The organism is Shewanella metallivivens (genome assembly GCF_028750675.1).
GTDB lineage: Bacteria > Pseudomonadota > Gammaproteobacteria > Enterobacterales > Shewanellaceae > Shewanella > Shewanella metallivivens.
On the sequence record NZ_JAQQPZ010000013.1, the window covers coordinates 230,067 to 246,285 of the forward strand.

Sequence of the window (16,219 nt, forward strand, 5' to 3'; positions counted from 1 at the left end):
CGAATTGATGTGTGAGGCTTAGCCTACTACTGCCATCAGGTCAGCTTCTGACAGGATCAATACTTCTTCACCGTCAATTTTTTCTTTTTTAACGCCATAACCTTCGTTGAAGATCACAACGTCACCCACTTTAACGTCAAGTGGTTTAACTGTGCCGTTTTCTAAAATACGACCATTGCCGATAGCAAGAATTTCGCCGCGTGTTGATTTTTCGGCAGCACTGCCAGTCAGCACGATGCCGCCCGCTGAAGTTGACTCTACTTCTAAACGTTTAACGATAACGCGGTCATGTAATGGACGAATATTCATCTATGAACTCTCCTAATGATTTGATGCCCAAAAAACGAGGCTATTGACTAACAAAAAAGGGATTTTCCCTTCGATGCATGTGATATGGGGGTAGTTGATCACAGATCCAAGGGGAATTAAAAAAAAAACTACACTTTTTTTATGTCTGTTTTATTAAAACTTTACTAATACTGATAGAATTCGCCTCCTTTAACGCATTCAACCACCTGAGAATAGATGAAAGACAGACACGGGTTGCTCAGCGGGCCAATTGGTCGTGTGCTGCTTAATATGACTTTGCCAAACCTGATTGGAATCATGACCATTCTGGGTGGCAGCCTAGTAGATGTATTTTTTATCAGTAAGTTGGGTACCGAAGCGTTAGCTGCTGTCAGTTTTACCTTTCCGGTTACGTTGGTAATTTCAAGTATTGGCATTGGTTTGGGCGTTGGCGTATCAACTAATCTTGGGCGATTGATTGGCAGTGGCCATGCGCCCGAATCCAAGGTGTTTTTGTTTGACGCACTGTGTATGACATTGCTGATTACTTGGGGCTTATCCATACTCGGCTGTGTGTTTATTGAACCCATTTTTAGTTTACTTGGTGCTAACGAAGCCAGCCTGCCATTAATTAATGATTATATGTGGTACTGGTACTTAGGTGCACCAGCGTTGGTATTACTCATGGTGGGTAACCAAGGATTGCGTGCCACTGGCGATACCCGTTCACCAGCTAAAATAATGATGCTCGCCGCGGTGGTTAATTTAATTCTCGACCCGCTGCTTATCTTCGGTTTAGGGCCATTTCCACGTTTAGAAATTCAAGGCGCAGCTATTGCCACCACACTCTCATGGGTTGTAGCGATGTCATTAGCCGGGTATTTGATCATTATTAAACGTAAATTAGTTGAATTTGCCAGCGTTGACATTGGTCGCTTAATCTTACATTGGAAAGCTTTGGCGCATATTGCACGCCCTGCCGCATTAATGAATGTCATCAACCCAATTGCTAATGGGGTGATTATGGCCATGCTAGCACGCGTTGATCATACTGGAGTCGCTGCATTTGGTGCAGGCACACGGTTAGAGTCGGTGTTATTGATTGTGGTGATGGCGCTATCATCAAGCTTGATGCCGTTTATTGCGCAAAACCTAGGGGCAAACCAACCCGAGCGAGCTAAAAAAGCGTTATTAATGTCTTTGCAGTTTGTGTTTGTATTTCAAACTTTGTTATTTGTTCCGTTGTATTTTAATGCCACGGCTATTGCTAATTTATTTACCAGTGACCCATTAGTGATTGATTGGTTAAGCTTTTATGTGATGGTGTTGCCCGCAGCTTATGGCCCTTTAGGCATTGTGATTATTTTTGCGACCAGCTTAAATGCCTACCACAGACCATTGAGTTCTTTAGTGATAAATCTGTGCAGATTAATGTTGTTAATGCTGCCATTTGCTGCATTAGGTGCATATGTTGGTGGTGTTAAAGGGATTTTATTAGCCCTACCCATCACCAATACGTTAATGGGTATTGCATGTTATTACCTCGCCACAAAAATTAGCGAACCAAGCGACATTAAGCACGCGGTACCCTACAGTGAAAAACCAACAAACACCTCAGAGCAGCATAACCACCGCTCTCGCAGCGCCGCCTCTATTAACCCCCCGGCAAATAACATCATTGATTGATGACACGTTGTTAAAGCACAGGTAATTGATACCCTAGATTAATTTCGATTAATCTGATGCCAAACATTGCCTATCTGTACGATGAATGGGTTATTATCATTTAACATTTTAAGCTTAAATCATCAGTCATCTACAATGAAAAAGTCCATTTACGCTGCGTTAATGTCAGCCATTATTTGCCCTGGAAGCGGCCAACTTTGGCTCGGTAAAAAGTGGCTGGGATGGGGATTTATTAGCGTCAGCTTGGTGTGCATTGCATTACTAATGAACCATATTATTAGCCGTGCACAAGTGATCGCCGAACAGATTTTGGCTGGCAATGTTGCTAACGATTTAAGCTCCATTTACACCGAAGTCTCTAAAGTCTCGCAGGATTCACAATCGGCAGAATTATCGCTACTCACATGGCTTTTTATTGCCAATTGGGCGCTCAGTATTGCCACTGCATTTTGGCTTGGTGCCAAACAAGATAAGCAATTAGAAACAAAAACAGCCGACTAAATCAGGTTTAGCCGGCTGTTTTTATTGTGATAAGGGTTATTTTTTGTCGTCTTTAGGGTCTAGTGGCTCAACGTCAATAATGTCATCGTCACTTTTGTTTTGCTCTATATGATGGCTGCGAGGTTGCTCGTCTTTACGTTCAAAATCACCATCGAAAGTATTGCCATTTTGATCAAATGGGTTTTGCCCACCAAAAGGTCCCGATTGACCAAATGGGCTTTGCCCTGGGCCAAAACCGCCTTTAAAGCCACCGTTTGTCACCACACGAAGTTGCATACGTTTATACAAAAACTTCGCAATGGGTGCACGGGTAAAAGGAGTAAGTAAAATTAAGCCTATAAAGTCGGTAACAAACCCAGGTATGAGTAACAATACACCTGCAGCGGCTAGCATCATACCTTCAACAATTTCTTGCCCTGGCGCTTCACCTCTTGCCAACTTTTGCTGAACGGTCATTAACGTGCTTAAGCCCTGGCTACGCACTAACGACACCCCAACAACGGCAGTAAATAACACCAAGCCGACCGTGGTCCAAGAACCAATAGAGCTGGCCACTTCAATCAGTACGTTGAGCTCCACAACCGGGACAAGTACAAATATTAACAATAGAATAAAAAACATATTGGCCTCTAATCGTCGCTTTTTGTTACAGTTAGCGACGTGTAATTAATAACGTAGCGACGTATAAATAATAAAGTGGCACCCTAAAAAATACTGCCGATGAAACTTAAATGGGGGTTATCGGGTCTGTTTTCAAGACAGGTCACGAATATCAGCTCAGTTTAGTGAAAATTCAGCTAAATAAGCGTAATGTGATGACGCTTTTAGTATAACGCCTTTAACTTAAGTAAACTTTAAGATTATATATGTATAAACCCAAGCAACTCGTGATTTTAACCACTTGCCCTGATGCAAAAACGGCAAAAATAATTGCCGATGCGCTCGTTGAGAATCAACTGGCTGCTTGTGTGCAAATAGGCCAAACCGTTGAGTCGGTTTACCGCTGGGAAAATGCGATATGCCAGTCACAAGAAGTCCCTTTGCAAATAAAATGCATGGCCGCTCAGTTTGATGCCATTGAACAACTTGTGCTCAAATTGCATCCTTATGAAGTACCTGAATTCATTGCCATTCCGATTATCGGTGGTTTTGGCCCTTATCTACAATGGATAGAAGACAACTCACAATCATGAAAAAAATCGTCGCTTTATGCCTTACATCATTGTTATTGATGTCATCAATTTTACTGGCACCAACCGCGCACAGTGCGAGTTCTTCGAGTAATACATTTAGCTTTTTAAGCAGTGAGCCTAAACTCATGCCGGTTAACGAGGCATTTGCGTTTGATTATGAACAACAAGGTAATCAACTCAACATTAGCTTTGTGATTGCTGACGGTTATTATTTGTATCGCGATAAGTTGCAGTTTTCTGCCGACGGCGCTGTAATTGGCGATATCACCTTACCTCGTGGCAAAAACCATAACGATGAATATTTTGGCGACCAAGAAGTCTATTACTCGTTTGTAGAGATCCCCGTGGGGTTAAAACAAGCTGATGCGGATGCACTATTTCAAGTCACGTTTATGGGCTGCGCTGAGGGCACATTATGCTATCCGCCAACCAAAAATGACGTCAAATTAGCCGCTGTTGAAGCTAACGACGGTAAGGTTACGGCTAAAAAAGTCATTGGCGCTAATGATGATGAGCAAACTGCAACCCAGGATTCTGCACCGATAACCCAGCAAGATAACTTAAGCCAAATGCTGCAAAACGACAGCCTTATATGGACCTTAGTGATTTTCTTTGGTTTAGGGATTGGCTTAGCGTTAACGCCTTGTGTGTTCCCTATGTACCCTATTTTGTCGGGCATTATTGTTGGCCAAGGGCAAAAACTGTCTACTGCTAAAGCATTCACTTTATCAATGGCGTACGTACAAGGTATGGCCATTACCTATTCATTATTAGGGTTGGTTGTGGCCTCTGCCGGGCTTAAGTTTCAAGCGGCATTACAACACCCTGCTATTTTGATTTTCTTGGCGGTCATGTTTGTGCTGTTAAGCTTGTCGATGTTTGGCATGTACGACTTAAAGCTGCCATCAAAATGGCAAGAAAAAATGAACGACATGTCGAACAACCAAAAAGGTGGCAACCTGATTGGCGTGTTCTTAATGGGCGTTATCTCTGGTTTAGTTGCGTCACCTTGCACTACAGCACCGCTATCTGGCGCATTGATTTATGTGGCGCAGTCTGGTGACTTAATTCAAGGCTTTCTAGCCCTGTATGTATTAAGTATGGGAATGGGTGTTCCATTACTGATTATAGGTACTTCTGGTGGTAAAATTCTGCCTCGTGCAGGTGCTTGGATGGATGTAATTAAAACCGTGTTTGGTTTCTTACTCATTTCGGTGTCAATTGTAATGGTCGGCCGCATTTGGCCTGGCCTAGTGTCTGATTTATTATGGTCGGTTTGGGGTATTGCGTTAACAGGTTACTTAATGCACCAAAATAAGCTCAGCCAATTTAACTGGAAACAAACCACTCGTGGCGTATTGTTATTACTGACATTATTAGCAAGCTTTTCATATGGTTTTCAGGCACTGATGACGGCTTTTGGTCACGATACACCAAACATAAGCCAAACAAACATTGAAGGCAAAATGACCACCGATGCCAATCATTTCACTCGTATTAAGTCACTTGCTGACTTAGAAGTTGAACTCGATAAAGCCAGTATTAGCGGTAAAACCGTGATGCTCGACTTATACGCCGATTGGTGCGTTGCATGTAAAGAGTTTGAAGCGATTACCTTTAAAGACAAAGAAGTCGCTAAGCGTTTGGATCAAATGGTTTTACTGCAAGCCGACGTCACCGCCAGCGATGACATTGATATTGAGCTACTTGAACATTATGGGGTACTGGGATTACCAACACTCTTAATGTTTAATCAAGATGGCGAACAACGTGAAGACTTACGCGTAACCGGTTTTATGGGACCAAAAGACTTTGCAGCTCATTTAGACTTGTTATTGAAATAACGTAAAATATTTTCTATTTAAATCAGCATCTTTATCTACTAAAGGTGCTTTTTTTATGTTTGCTGATATTAAAGTCATCGAAAGTTAAACTTTTTCTTATACAATGTGGTTTTGTATCCCTTTTCAAGGAGTTTTATGGAACCCGCTATTCTTATCGTCACCTTATTGTGCGGCATGTTGGTGAGTCGAGTCGGCTTACCGCCACTCATTGGTTATCTTGTCGCGGGATTCGTATTATTCACTTTCGGCATTGAAGACTCTAGCTTACCCATTTTGCAACAACTGGCCGATTTAGGGGTCACACTGCTGCTGTTTTCTATTGGCCTTAAACTCGATATTAAAAGCTTATTTAAAGCCGAAGTCTGGGCAGGGTCGAGTTTACATTTAATCGGTTCAATTATCTTTTTTGTCCCTGTACTCAAGCTCCTTGGCTTTTTAGGCATAGAACAACTCGATGGCTTTAGCATTAATCAGCTGATGTTAGTGTCGTTCGCCCTGAGTTTTTCGAGCACGGTATTTGCGGTAAAAGTGCTTGAAGATAGCGGTGATATGCAGTCGCTTTACGGCCGTGTCGCTATTGGTATCTTAATTATGCAAGATATCTTTGCGGTCATCTTTTTAACTATCTCTAAAGGTAATATCCCGTCGGTTTGGGCCTTTGGCCTGTTGTTGTTGCCAGTCCTTCGCCCGTTAATTTACAAAATATTTGACCGTGTCGGCCACGGTGAAATGTTGGTGCTATTTGGCCTAGTGATGGCGCTGGTTGTCGGCGCATGGTTATTTGAAACCGTTGGCTTAAAACCTGATTTAGGCGCACTAATTATCGGTATTTTATTAGCGGGACATGCAAAATCATCTGAGCTGGCTAAATCGATTTATTACTTTAAAGAATTATTTTTAGTCGCGTTTTTCTTAACGATTGGCCTTAATGGGTTACCGACACTCGCTGATATTGGTTTGGCAGCCATTTTAGTGGCGTTAGTGCCGATAAAAATCGTCATGTTCGTTTACTTATTAACTCGCTTTAAATTGCGCTCACGGACATCATTATTGGCCTCGTTTAACCTAGGTAACTACAGCGAATTTGGCCTCATTGTGGCAGCTGTTGCGGCGTATAAAGGTTGGTTACCGCCAGAATGGTTAATCATTATTGCCGTCGCATTGAGTATTAGCTTTTTATTTGCTGCGCCACTGAACAACAGTGTGAGCAAAATATATCAGCGCTATCAATCAAAACTCACCAAGCTTGAGCGTCACCCGCTTCACCCTGAAGACAGACAGATTAGAATTGGTAACCCTCGCTTTTTAATTTTGGGGATGGGTCGTATTGGTTCTGGTGCTTACGATGAGTTACGCGCTAAATACACAGGTGAAATTTTAGGGATTGAACACAAACAAGAGCTGGTTGATTTTCATCGTGCCAATGACAGAAATGTTGTTCAAGGTGACGCTAGCGATACCGATTTTTGGGAAAAACTGGAACGCGCACCGAACCTTGAATTAGTGCTATTAGCCATGCCAAATCATGTGGGTAATTTGTTTGCGGTGCAACAGCTCCACAAATTGAATTATGAAGGGAAAATCAGCGCAATTGTACAATATGCTGAAGATGCTGAGTCATTAAGGGAGTCTGGCGTACATACCGTTTACAACTTGTACGAAGCTGCGGGTGCAGGTTTTGTTGACCATGTAATCAATGAGTTGCTTGAGTCTCCGCCTGAATTAGTGCCAGCGTTTACAACCGTTAATACGGCTGAAACTGATGATGAAAATGACGCTGAAACACACCACGTTAAATGACCATCATAAATTGACTAACCTGAGCGCTATTAACAAAACGCCGACACATTAATGTAGGCGTTTTGTTTTCGACACAGTATTTTCAATTCTAGTTCAGATAAGAAAATCTCAGTTACAGACACCGTAAAGTCATGCTATAACTCAACAATGTTAGTTTGTCTTTTCTTGTCACTCTTTAGTTGGATTTTTTGAAGTATGTCTAACCCTGCTCAACGCGCGACTAAATTATTTGTTCAAACATTCGGCACCAAGCCTGATGAGTTATATCAAGCGCCAGGCCGAGTGAATATTATGGGTGAACATACCGATTATAACGAAGGTTTAGCCCTCCCAGCGGCAATTAATTTCCATACCGTTATTGCTGTAAAACATCGCGAAGATAGTTTATTTCGTGCGGTAACGACTGCCTTTCCAGGGCAAATTAAACAATGGCATTTTGGTGAAGAAGGCTCTGTTGCTGCCGGCGATGACTGGAGCCACTATTTAAAATGTGTCACCGCAGCTATGCATCAGTCTGGCTTGCAAGCAAAAGGACTCGATTTGGCCATCGTGGGCGATGTACCATTAGGTGCGGGGTTATCGTCATCGGCAGCGTTAGAAGTTGCCTTTGGTACCGCGATTAGTTACGCCAGCCAGTTACATTTATCACCATTAGCTATTGCACAACTTGCCCAACGCGGTGAAAGCCAATTTATGTGTTTAGATTGCGGCATGATGGACCAAATGATCAGTGCGATGGCAGAGCCAGACCATGCCTTATTAATTGACTGCTTAGAACTTGAAAGCGAACCAGTGTTGCTGCCTGAAGAGCTGAGCATGATTATTATTGATACCAAACAAGACCGGAATGCGTTTACTCAACAATTTGAACAACGTAAAAAACAAGCTAATCACATCACTCAATTGCTTGGACTTGATTCGTTGCGTGACCTGTCTTTAAGCCAATTAAATCAAAGTAAAACACTATTAGATGATGAACAATTCCGCCGAGCACGTCATATCATTAGTGAAAATCAACGCACCAGTAATGCCGCTCGCGCATTACAACAAAACAATATTGCACGTTTTAGCCAGTTAATGGCTCAATCGCAAGCGTCTATGCGGGATGATTTTGACATTATTAGTCCAGAAATAGACACCCTAGTCACCATGATTTCAACCTTGATAGGTGAACAAGGTGGCGTACGTATGAGTGATGGCTGTGTCCTTGCATTAGTGAGCCATGACTTAAGCGATGATGTGATTAATTTAGTTGAAAATCAATTCTTTGCTAAAACAGGCATTGAAGCAACAATTCACTTATGTTCAGCCAGTGGCGGTGCAGGACGCATCCGCTAGAAATAACAATTAGAGAGGCGTAAATGGTACGTTTTAGTGTGCTGGAACCTTGGCAAGATCCTCGTGGTGGCGAGATTGAGCGGGTTAGGATAGATAATGGCATCATCGCACTTGAAGTATTAAGTCTAGGCGGCATCATTCGATCATTATGGACACCCGATCGCAATGGTGAACGTAAAAATATTGTTTTAGGTTGCGATAGCGCTGAAGACTATTTAACCCAACAAGTGCATTTAGGTGCCATTGCAGGCCGGTACAGTAACCGTATTGCTAATGGAAAAATGACATATAAAGGGCAAGACTACTCGCTAAGCGTTAATCAAGCAACTAACTGTCTACACGGTGGTACAGAGGGCTTTAACCGCAAGTTATGGCAATTAGGCACCCTAAGTGATGGTGTGCGTTTAACCCTTAAAAGTCCTGATGGCGACATGGGGTTTCCAGGCAATTGCACTGTGCAATTAGATTATCGCTTAGCCGGTAATAATCTGTACATTGAAATGCTCGCTAGCACCGACAAAACCTGCCCAATAAGCTTAACTCAACACAGCTACTTTAACCTAGACGGTAACCGCAGCAACACCAATGCAGAGCATACCTTGCAAGTGGATGCGACCCGTTACCTCACCATGAATGATGTGGGTGTACCGATCGCAATAGCACCCACTCAAGGCAGCGACCTTGATATGGCGACAGCCACACCAATGTCGGTACAAACACAGCGCGCCGCATTAGCCGCGACTCAAGGCTTTGATCACTGCTATGTGCTTGATAACCCAGGGGCAGACTTACAACGCTTTGGCTGTTTATCCAGCCCCAATAGCGGCCGCAACATGACGGTTTACACCAATCAACCTGGTGTACAGGTCTACGGGGCTAACTTTTTACAAGGCACCATAGCGAAAAAGCAGCAGGTGCTCGTTGACCATCAAGCAGTGTGTATTGAACCGCAAATGCTGCCAGACTCGCCTAATCAACCTAACCTGCCTGGCGCAAGTGAGGTATGGGTAACACCAGACAAGGTGTACCATCACATGACTCGCTATCAGTTCGATGTTGAATAACTTGCGCCCCAAACCCACATTTAACGCCGAAGATATCGGCCAAATCGCTGTCGGCGCTTTTGCCTTGTCGGTGCCAATTGCATTTTCTGAAGAAGCGTGGCGCTTATCTGCAAGTCTACCGACACTCAATTTGGTTCTAGTGGTATTGCTATCGTTGGCATTTATTACTTTATTTGCCTATCAGAGCGTGTTTCAGGGCAACATTGTTAATCGTAGAGAGGCGTTTTTATTGCGCGTGGTGGTGGCGTATTTATTAACGTTATTGGTGGTAGGCATCGTGTTATTGGCATTAAATAAGCTGCCGTTGCTAACCGACCCCATTTTAGCGTTAAAGCGCATTATTTTAATTGCGATGCCTGCATCTATGGGCGCAATTATTGTGGATAGTTTCGATAAAGAATAATCAAGCAACGACATTTAGCACAAAAACAAACGGCATAAAGAATCGTCATTCTTTATGCCGTTTTGATAACACGATAAATCACGGTAAAACAAACTATTATTATCAATGACAATAGTTTGCTTACACGGTTAATCGTCTAGGTTATCACCCATTTCGTCGTAATTATCGTCATCGTCGTCATCAGAATCATCAAAATCTGGTATATCATCATCTGAATCAGCAACCTCATCAGGCTCAGCCACTGGCTTGGCTTTGCGAGGTGGTGCCGTATCTGGCACTTTTGACAAATCTATCCGTGATTGGTGCTTTAACATAAACTCAGCACGAGCAGCTTTCCAAGCATCCCCAAACTCAGCCATAGCGGCTTTTGTTTGTTCGTCATCTAATTCATGTAAATTAACTTTAACGATGTCTTCTACAAATTCAACAATGGTGTTTCGCACAGTGTGGAACATGTAGACGCGCCCAGGTGACGCTTGTGGTAATTGGCCATCATAAAAGACAATAGTATTGCCTTTCGATGTTCTTAACTCGCCAACCCAAAGTTTTTTTGCTGTGTTATACATATATGCTAACGCCCTTAAATCAACACATATTCTAAAAATGATGCAGTGTACTGGACAATAAAACACCCAATCTGCACCACGATTATCTGTTCTGTATTTACGTGGGTATTTAAACAGAATATTTCTGAGAATCAATGCCTAAAACGATGAATTTTTCGCGTAATCGCATAAAAACTGCAGTCTTAGAAAAATTTCTTCACATCAAGACCAGTACCCTTAGTAAAAAAATGGCTATTGAACTGCTATATAGACCAAGTTAATCACCTTGGTAACTGATCTTTAATAAATGGACAATAGCCTAAATAAAACAGCCTTCAAGTTTTTTATCTAAAAAATTTTATCGGTATCACTGTGTTATTGGATCATCTTTACTGAGCGCCTAAATCCAACACTATTTTGCCTTTATGTTTGCCAGACTCCATTAACTGGTGCGCTTGTACCACCTGCGAGAAAGGAAACACGCTGTCGATTGGAATGTTCATTTTGCCTGAGTTTAACAACGGCCAAACGTACTCTGCTAAGCCTTGGGCTATTTGTGCTTTATTGGCGACACTTTGTGGGCGCAGTGTTGAACCTGTCCACACCACGCGTTTTGCCATGATACGGAAAATATCGATAGTTGCTTGCGCACCACGCTGCATTGCCACTGACACCATGCGTCCATCGGTAGCTATCGCTTTTAGGTTTTCATTAATAAAGTCGCCACCGGCGATATCCATAATCACATTAACGCCCACACCCTGGGTAGCAGCTAAAATGGGTTCAACAAACTGCTCCTCGTTATAGTTAATCGCCACACTGGCACCTTGCTCAATACAATATTGGCATTTTTCAGCACTACCAGAAGTGGCAAACACTGTTGCACCTAGGCGACTGGCCATTTGAATCGCGGTCGTGCCGATGCCACCAGAGCCACCATGAATTAACACGCTCTCTCCCGCTTTAAGCCCAGCGCGAATAAACAAGTTACCCCATACCGTAAAAAAGGTTTCAGGTAACCCTGCGGCTTGTACATAACTATAACCCGTCGGGATAGGCAAACAGTGGGCTGCGTAAGTGTTAACTAACTCGGCATAGCCGCCACCAGGGACTAACGCACACACCTTGTCACCCACTTGCCACTGTGTCACGTCGTCGGCTACAGCAACAATTTCACCGGCAACTTCTAAGCCGATAATTTGGCTTGCCCCTGCTGGCGGCGGATAAGCGCCGACACGCTGTTTAATATCCGGGCCATTCACACCCGCGGCATACACTTTAATAGTCACTTGGCCAGGTGATGGTAAATCAAGGATTGACTGCGCCATAGTCATCACTGTCGGCTCGCCGGATTGCTCAACAGTCACATGGGTAAATTGTCTGTTATGTGTTGCCATAAAATATTGTCTCGAATAAGTGTTACTAAAATGTAAATAGGCATAAATAGGCTGTAATTTGGTCAATATCTTTGTTTACAAAATAAGCACATTTTTAAACAAAACGAACAATAAACGTCTTTAAACGCCCAAATAGCTTGCCTATATTAGCTGAACCTTTACTATACCCGACCGCTTAAACCATGGAGCAAAATACGTGAAAAAATACCTATCACTTATGCTGTTGTTAGCCAGTATTCACGCCCATGCAACACCGGTCCGGATTGCATCAGATATTTGGTGCCCCTATATTTGCGAAAATCAAAAAGGCTATATTGTAGAATTAACACAACGCGCTTTTGAAATCCAAAACCAAAAAGTTGAGTTTATAACTATTCCGTATAAACGTGCTTTAGTTGAGCTACAAAGAAACAATATTGACGCCGTATTAGCGTTAACCCCAAGCGCCATTGCCGCCAATAAATTAGTGAGTGCGGATGTCGTTTTTGGTTATAACAGTAATGACTTTTACACCTTAGTCGACAGCCAAGAGTCGTTTAACTATGTATCAGATCTTAATTTCACCCAGCAGGCAGCTGTTGTAGCAGGTTACGATTATGGTATAGAGCTTGATGCTTGGCTAAACGCACACCCAAACAGTTATTTTGCCTCAGGAAGTGACCCTTTAGCGATGAATATTATTCGTCTTGTAAAAGGCCGTTATTCGGTGATCATCGACAATAAAAATGTCATTGAGTACACCGCGAGTCAATTAAACTTAAGTCAACAATTACGTTATGCAGGTACGATAGGCAAACCAGTACCCTTATATGTAGGATTTAGTCAGCAAAATCAGGCAAATGCCGTTATGTTAGCTAACGGCATTAAACTGCTTAAAGACAATGGCGAATATCAAAGTATTATGAACAAATACAGATTATTACCTGAAGTTGGTTATGACAAGGCACGCTATAAACGTCTTCACAAGTTCCTTCCTGCGCTTAATTGATGTCATTTCTCCTGTATTCATCTCCAAATATCCATTGATAATATGCAAGATTTGGTAACATTATTTCACTTTATATTCATTCCATCTTGGTTAAACTCACACCCACAAAAACAATAAATTATCATTTGGGATGAATAACATCTGTTGACAGGTGTTAGAGGAATATTTATGCGCGTATGTTGCCAACTGCTATTATTGGCCTTTACCAGCTCTGCCATTTTTACGAGTTCAGCTTCAGAGATTGTTCAAAGCAAAGGTCATTTTGAAGATAAATTTCGGCAACTTGAAGAAAGCCTCCCAACCGCAAATGATTACCGCAATGCAGCAGGAGAGCCAGGAAAAGACTATTGGCAGCAGCAAGTTGACTATAAAATCAATGTCACACTAGATGAAAAAAAGCGCCGCATTGAAGGTAAGCAAGTCATTACTTACCACAACAATTCTCCGTATACCCTAAAATATTTATGGTTACAGCTAGAGCAAAACCGTTTCAAATCCGACTCTATCGCTGAACGTAGCAGTACCTTTAATGGCGTTGATGGTAGTGTGAGCGCGGCGAACACTTATGGCGACAGTGCATTTGCAAAAATCAGCCTGCAAGATCTGCGTCGCCAACACTTTTTAGCCGACAATAATCTAGGCTACCAGATTGCAGCGGTAACCGATGCAAACAAAAAACCACTAAAATACACCATCGTCGGCGCTCAAATGCGTATCGATTTACCCAAGTCGTTACCTCACAATCAATCCACTACACTCAATATAAATTACAGTTACAATATTTTAGAAGAAGATGCCGTTGGGGCTCGCTCGGGTTATGAACATTTTCCTGACGATGAGCGTGAAGGGGGTAATGATATCTTTTTATTAGCCCAATGGTTTCCTAGAGTCGCCAGCTATTCTGACTACGAAGCGTGGCACAACAAAGAATTTTTAGGCAGCGGTGAATTTACCCTAGAGTTTGGTAATTACGATGTCAGTATGACCGTACCGAGCGACCATATCGTCACCGCAACCGGCGTATTGCAAAACAGCAAAAGCGTACTTTCAGCTGCACAACGTGAACGCTTAGAAAAGGCTAAAACGGCGAAAAAACCGGTGTTTATTGTGTCGGCAGATGAAGCCCTTGCCAATGAATCAAGTGTGGTAAGTGGCACTAAAACATGGCACTTTAAAGCTGACAATGTTCGCGATTTTGCATGGGCATCATCGCGTAAGTTTATATGGGACGCACAAGGTTACCAGCAAAAAGACAGCAACAATCCCCACGTAATGGCAATGTCGTTTTACCCAAAAGAAGGTGGTGAGCTATGGCAGCGATATTCAACCGCCTCAGTGATCCATACCCTAAAAGTCTATTCACGTTTTACCTTCGACTACCCATACCCTGCAGCCATTAGTGTCAATGGTCCTGTTGGCGGCATGGAATACCCAATGATAAGCTTTAATGGCCCGCGCACCATTTGGCACGACGATGAAAGCCGCACCTATACCTTGTCTGAAAAACAATTTTTGATCGGCGTGGTTATCCACGAAGTCGGCCATAATTACTTCCCGATGATCGTAAACTCAGATGAGCGCCAATGGACCTGGATGGATGAAGGCATAAACAGCTTTTTAGACGGCATAGCCACACGCGAATGGGACCCTAATTTACCCTGGGGACGTGAGCCAAGTGATGTGACTGAATACATGAAGTCAAACGTACAAGTGCCCATTATGACCCAGTCAGACAGTGTGTTGCAGCTAGGACCAAATGCTTATATTAAACCAGCAGTAGCATTAAATATTTTGCGTGAAGTGGTATTAGGCCGTGAGTTATTTGACTTTGCTTTTCAAGAGTACAGTCACCGTTGGATGAACAAACGCCCAACACCGAGCGACTTTTTCCGCACCATGGAAGAAGCCTCTGGGGTTGATTTAGATTGGTTTTTCCGTGGTTGGTTTTACACTACTGACCATGTGGATATTTCACTTGATCGCATTTATAAACTGCGCCTAGATACCAACAATCCAGACATCGATTTTGATCGCCGTCGTCAAGACTATCAAGCCAAGCCCATGCCTTATTCTGTTGAGCGAAATCAACAAAGCGGCCAAAAAACCTGGGTTGAACTGAACTCCGACAACCTTGATTATCACGACCAACATGATCAATTTAGCGTCACGAATAAAGAGCGAAATAAATACAACAAAAAACACGCAGAACTCGACCCATGGGAGCAACAAGTGCTTGCTCGAGCGCTAAAAGAAGATAAAAACTACTACGTGTTTAACTTTGCGAATCTTGGTGGTCTGGTGATGCCGATCCTGCTCGAATTGACCTTCGAGAATGGCAACACTGAATCTTTAGTATTACCGGCTGAAATTTGGCGTCGTTCGCCATCGCAGGTCAGTAAGCTAATTGTGACCGATAAAGACAATATCTTGGTCTCTGCCGTAGTTGACCGCCGTGGTGAAACAGCCGACGTCGATATTGAAAACAACTATTATCCGCGTCAAATTATTCCATCACGTATTGAAGCTTTTAAAGAAGAAGAGCGTAAAGGCAACAAATACCGCGATATTATGCATGACAACAAAGAAGCGTTGAAAGAACCTGAAATTAAAGTGAAAAAGAAATGATGCGCCCATTAATCAGCTTAGTATTAATCAGTATTGTGAGTTTAAGCCTATTTGCAGGTAATGCCTTTGGCCACCAGCAAAAAGAAGCCTACACCAGTATTGTATTTAATCAGCGCAGCGGCATGCTGGAAATTCAACATCGTTTTTATTTACACGATGCAGAACATGCAGCCCAACAAGTGATCGATAAAAATACCGATTTGATCGGCGATCCGGTTGGACGTGAAGCTTTTGCCTATTACGCAATGTCGACATTTGCCATGCAAGATCAACAACAACAGCCGTTAACCTTAACCTATGTTGGAACCGAGCTAGAAGGTCAGTATTTGTGGGTGTATCAAGAAACCCCGATAACAGAAGATATGGACGGGTTTTACCTTAAAATGAACACACTACAAGAGTTATGGTCAGAACAAACAAACCACATTAATGTAGAACGTAATAAGCATGTCACTTCGGTACGGCTGCACATTGCTGACTCATGGCACTACATTGAAGTGGCGAAAGCGGATAAATAAACACTGCGTAACTTGCACAAAACAATAGC

General features: G+C 42.7%; 15 protein-coding genes. 11 read left to right on the plus strand and 4 right to left on the minus strand.

All coding sequences use genetic code 11. The features are described 5' to 3' along the window. Positions 1-18: 18 nt before the first annotated feature. A complete protein-coding gene (locus PQR79_RS13765) occupies positions 19-309 on the minus strand; it encodes a co-chaperone GroES (protein WP_238106309.1) in 291 nt (96 codons plus the stop codon). A gap of 216 nt (positions 310-525) precedes the next feature. Between PQR79_RS13765 and PQR79_RS13770 the strand changes: the two genes are divergently transcribed. Together PQR79_RS13770 and PQR79_RS13775 are read left to right on the plus strand one after the other, a co-directional pair. Then, positions 526-1,974: an MATE family efflux transporter gene (locus tag PQR79_RS13770; RefSeq protein ID WP_238106308.1), complete on the plus strand. Its 1,449-nt coding sequence runs from the start codon at positions 526-528 to the stop codon at positions 1,972-1,974. Between the two features lie 135 nt (positions 1,975-2,109). Beyond that, the gene (locus tag PQR79_RS13775; protein WP_274408547.1) at positions 2,110-2,475 is read left to right on the plus strand and encodes a hypothetical protein; all 366 of its coding nucleotides are present in this window, start codon (positions 2,110-2,112) and stop codon (positions 2,473-2,475) included. Positions 2,476-2,511: 36 nt separating this feature from the next. Here the strand turns inward: PQR79_RS13775 and PQR79_RS13780 are convergent, their stop codons facing one another. Further along, positions 2,512-3,096 (minus strand): FxsA family protein, encoded by a 585-nt coding sequence (locus tag PQR79_RS13780; RefSeq protein WP_238106306.1) that lies wholly within the window; start codon positions 3,094-3,096, stop codon positions 2,512-2,514. 245 nt (positions 3,097-3,341) lie between these two features. On the opposite strand from PQR79_RS13780, the gene cutA reads away from it, so the two are divergent. From cutA to PQR79_RS13810, 6 genes are all read left to right on the plus strand, one after another. Beyond that, positions 3,342-3,668, plus strand: a complete 327-nt coding sequence (gene cutA / locus PQR79_RS13785; protein ID WP_238106305.1) for a divalent-cation tolerance protein CutA — start codon at positions 3,342-3,344, stop codon at positions 3,666-3,668. Beyond that, complete coding sequence (locus PQR79_RS13790; protein ID WP_238106304.1) at positions 3,665-5,512, plus strand: protein-disulfide reductase DsbD; 1,848 nt, start codon at positions 3,665-3,667, stop codon at positions 5,510-5,512. Before cutA ends, PQR79_RS13790 begins: the two co-directional genes overlap by 4 nt. A gap of 135 nt (positions 5,513-5,647) precedes the next feature. Next, the gene (locus PQR79_RS13795) at positions 5,648-7,312 is read left to right on the plus strand and encodes a cation:proton antiporter family protein (protein WP_238106303.1); all 1,665 of its coding nucleotides are present in this window, start codon (positions 5,648-5,650) and stop codon (positions 7,310-7,312) included. Between the two features lie 195 nt (positions 7,313-7,507). Beyond that, the gene (gene galK / locus PQR79_RS13800) at positions 7,508-8,650 is read left to right on the plus strand and encodes a galactokinase (protein ID WP_238106302.1); all 1,143 of its coding nucleotides are present in this window, start codon (positions 7,508-7,510) and stop codon (positions 8,648-8,650) included. A 23-nt stretch (positions 8,651-8,673) separates the two neighbouring features. After that, positions 8,674-9,714: an aldose epimerase family protein gene (locus PQR79_RS13805; RefSeq protein ID WP_238106301.1), complete on the plus strand. Its 1,041-nt coding sequence runs from the start codon at positions 8,674-8,676 to the stop codon at positions 9,712-9,714. After that, positions 9,704-10,117 carry a DUF2391 family protein gene (locus PQR79_RS13810; RefSeq protein ID WP_274408548.1) on the plus strand — a complete coding sequence of 138 codons (414 nt, stop codon included), beginning with the start codon at positions 9,704-9,706 and terminating at the stop codon, positions 10,115-10,117. Before PQR79_RS13805 ends, PQR79_RS13810 begins: the two co-directional genes overlap by 11 nt. Before the next feature lie 128 nt (positions 10,118-10,245). On the opposite strand, the gene PQR79_RS13815 is transcribed toward PQR79_RS13810, so the two are convergent. Continuing rightward, complete coding sequence (locus PQR79_RS13815) at positions 10,246-10,683, minus strand: hypothetical protein (protein ID WP_238106299.1); 438 nt, start codon at positions 10,681-10,683, stop codon at positions 10,246-10,248. A gap of 368 nt (positions 10,684-11,051) precedes the next feature. Next, a complete protein-coding gene (locus PQR79_RS13820; protein WP_238106298.1) occupies positions 11,052-12,059 on the minus strand; it encodes an NAD(P)H-quinone oxidoreductase in 1,008 nt (335 codons plus the stop codon). A 196-nt stretch (positions 12,060-12,255) separates the two neighbouring features. On the opposite strand from PQR79_RS13820, the gene PQR79_RS13825 reads away from it, so the two are divergent. From PQR79_RS13825 to PQR79_RS13835, 3 genes are all read left to right on the plus strand, one after another. Next, positions 12,256-13,047 carry a substrate-binding periplasmic protein gene (locus PQR79_RS13825; RefSeq protein ID WP_238106297.1) on the plus strand — a complete coding sequence of 264 codons (792 nt, stop codon included), beginning with the start codon at positions 12,256-12,258 and terminating at the stop codon, positions 13,045-13,047. A 168-nt stretch (positions 13,048-13,215) separates the two neighbouring features. Further along, entirely contained in the window at positions 13,216-15,672 is a 2,457-nt protein-coding gene (locus PQR79_RS13830) for a M1 family metallopeptidase (RefSeq protein ID WP_238106296.1), read from the plus strand. After that, positions 15,669-16,190 carry a DUF6702 family protein gene (locus PQR79_RS13835; RefSeq protein ID WP_238106295.1) on the plus strand — a complete coding sequence of 174 codons (522 nt, stop codon included), beginning with the start codon at positions 15,669-15,671 and terminating at the stop codon, positions 16,188-16,190. Before PQR79_RS13830 ends, PQR79_RS13835 begins: the two co-directional genes overlap by 4 nt. The last annotated feature ends 29 nt before the right edge of the window (positions 16,191-16,219 follow it).

Bases quoted from the DNA above. Each gene is read 5' to 3' on its own strand.
- PQR79_RS13790 (WP_238106304.1), top strand. From the start codon at position 3,665: ATGAAAAAAATCGTCGCTTTATGCCTTACATCATTGTTATTGATGTCA.
- PQR79_RS13780 (WP_238106306.1), bottom strand. From the start codon at position 3,096: ATGTTTTTTATTCTATTGTTAATATTTGTACTTGTCCCGGTTGTGGAG.
- PQR79_RS13820 (WP_238106298.1), bottom strand. From the start codon at position 12,059: ATGGCAACACATAACAGACAATTTACCCATGTGACTGTTGAGCAATCC.
- PQR79_RS13805 (WP_238106301.1), top strand. From the start codon at position 8,674: ATGGTACGTTTTAGTGTGCTGGAACCTTGGCAAGATCCTCGTGGTGGC.
- galK (WP_238106302.1), top strand. From the start codon at position 7,508: ATGTCTAACCCTGCTCAACGCGCGACTAAATTATTTGTTCAAACATTC.
- cutA (WP_238106305.1), top strand. From the start codon at position 3,342: ATGTATAAACCCAAGCAACTCGTGATTTTAACCACTTGCCCTGATGCA.
- PQR79_RS13765 (WP_238106309.1), bottom strand. From the start codon at position 309: ATGAATATTCGTCCATTACATGACCGCGTTATCGTTAAACGTTTAGAA.
- PQR79_RS13830 (WP_238106296.1), top strand. From the start codon at position 13,216: ATGCGCGTATGTTGCCAACTGCTATTATTGGCCTTTACCAGCTCTGCC.
- PQR79_RS13770 (WP_238106308.1), top strand. From the start codon at position 526: ATGAAAGACAGACACGGGTTGCTCAGCGGGCCAATTGGTCGTGTGCTG.
- PQR79_RS13815 (WP_238106299.1), bottom strand. From the start codon at position 10,683: ATGTATAACACAGCAAAAAAACTTTGGGTTGGCGAGTTAAGAACATCG.
- PQR79_RS13795 (WP_238106303.1), top strand. From the start codon at position 5,648: ATGGAACCCGCTATTCTTATCGTCACCTTATTGTGCGGCATGTTGGTG.
- PQR79_RS13775 (WP_274408547.1), top strand. From the start codon at position 2,110: ATGAAAAAGTCCATTTACGCTGCGTTAATGTCAGCCATTATTTGCCCT.
- PQR79_RS13810 (WP_274408548.1), top strand. From the start codon at position 9,704: ATGTTGAATAACTTGCGCCCCAAACCCACATTTAACGCCGAAGATATC.
- PQR79_RS13835 (WP_238106295.1), top strand. From the start codon at position 15,669: ATGATGCGCCCATTAATCAGCTTAGTATTAATCAGTATTGTGAGTTTA.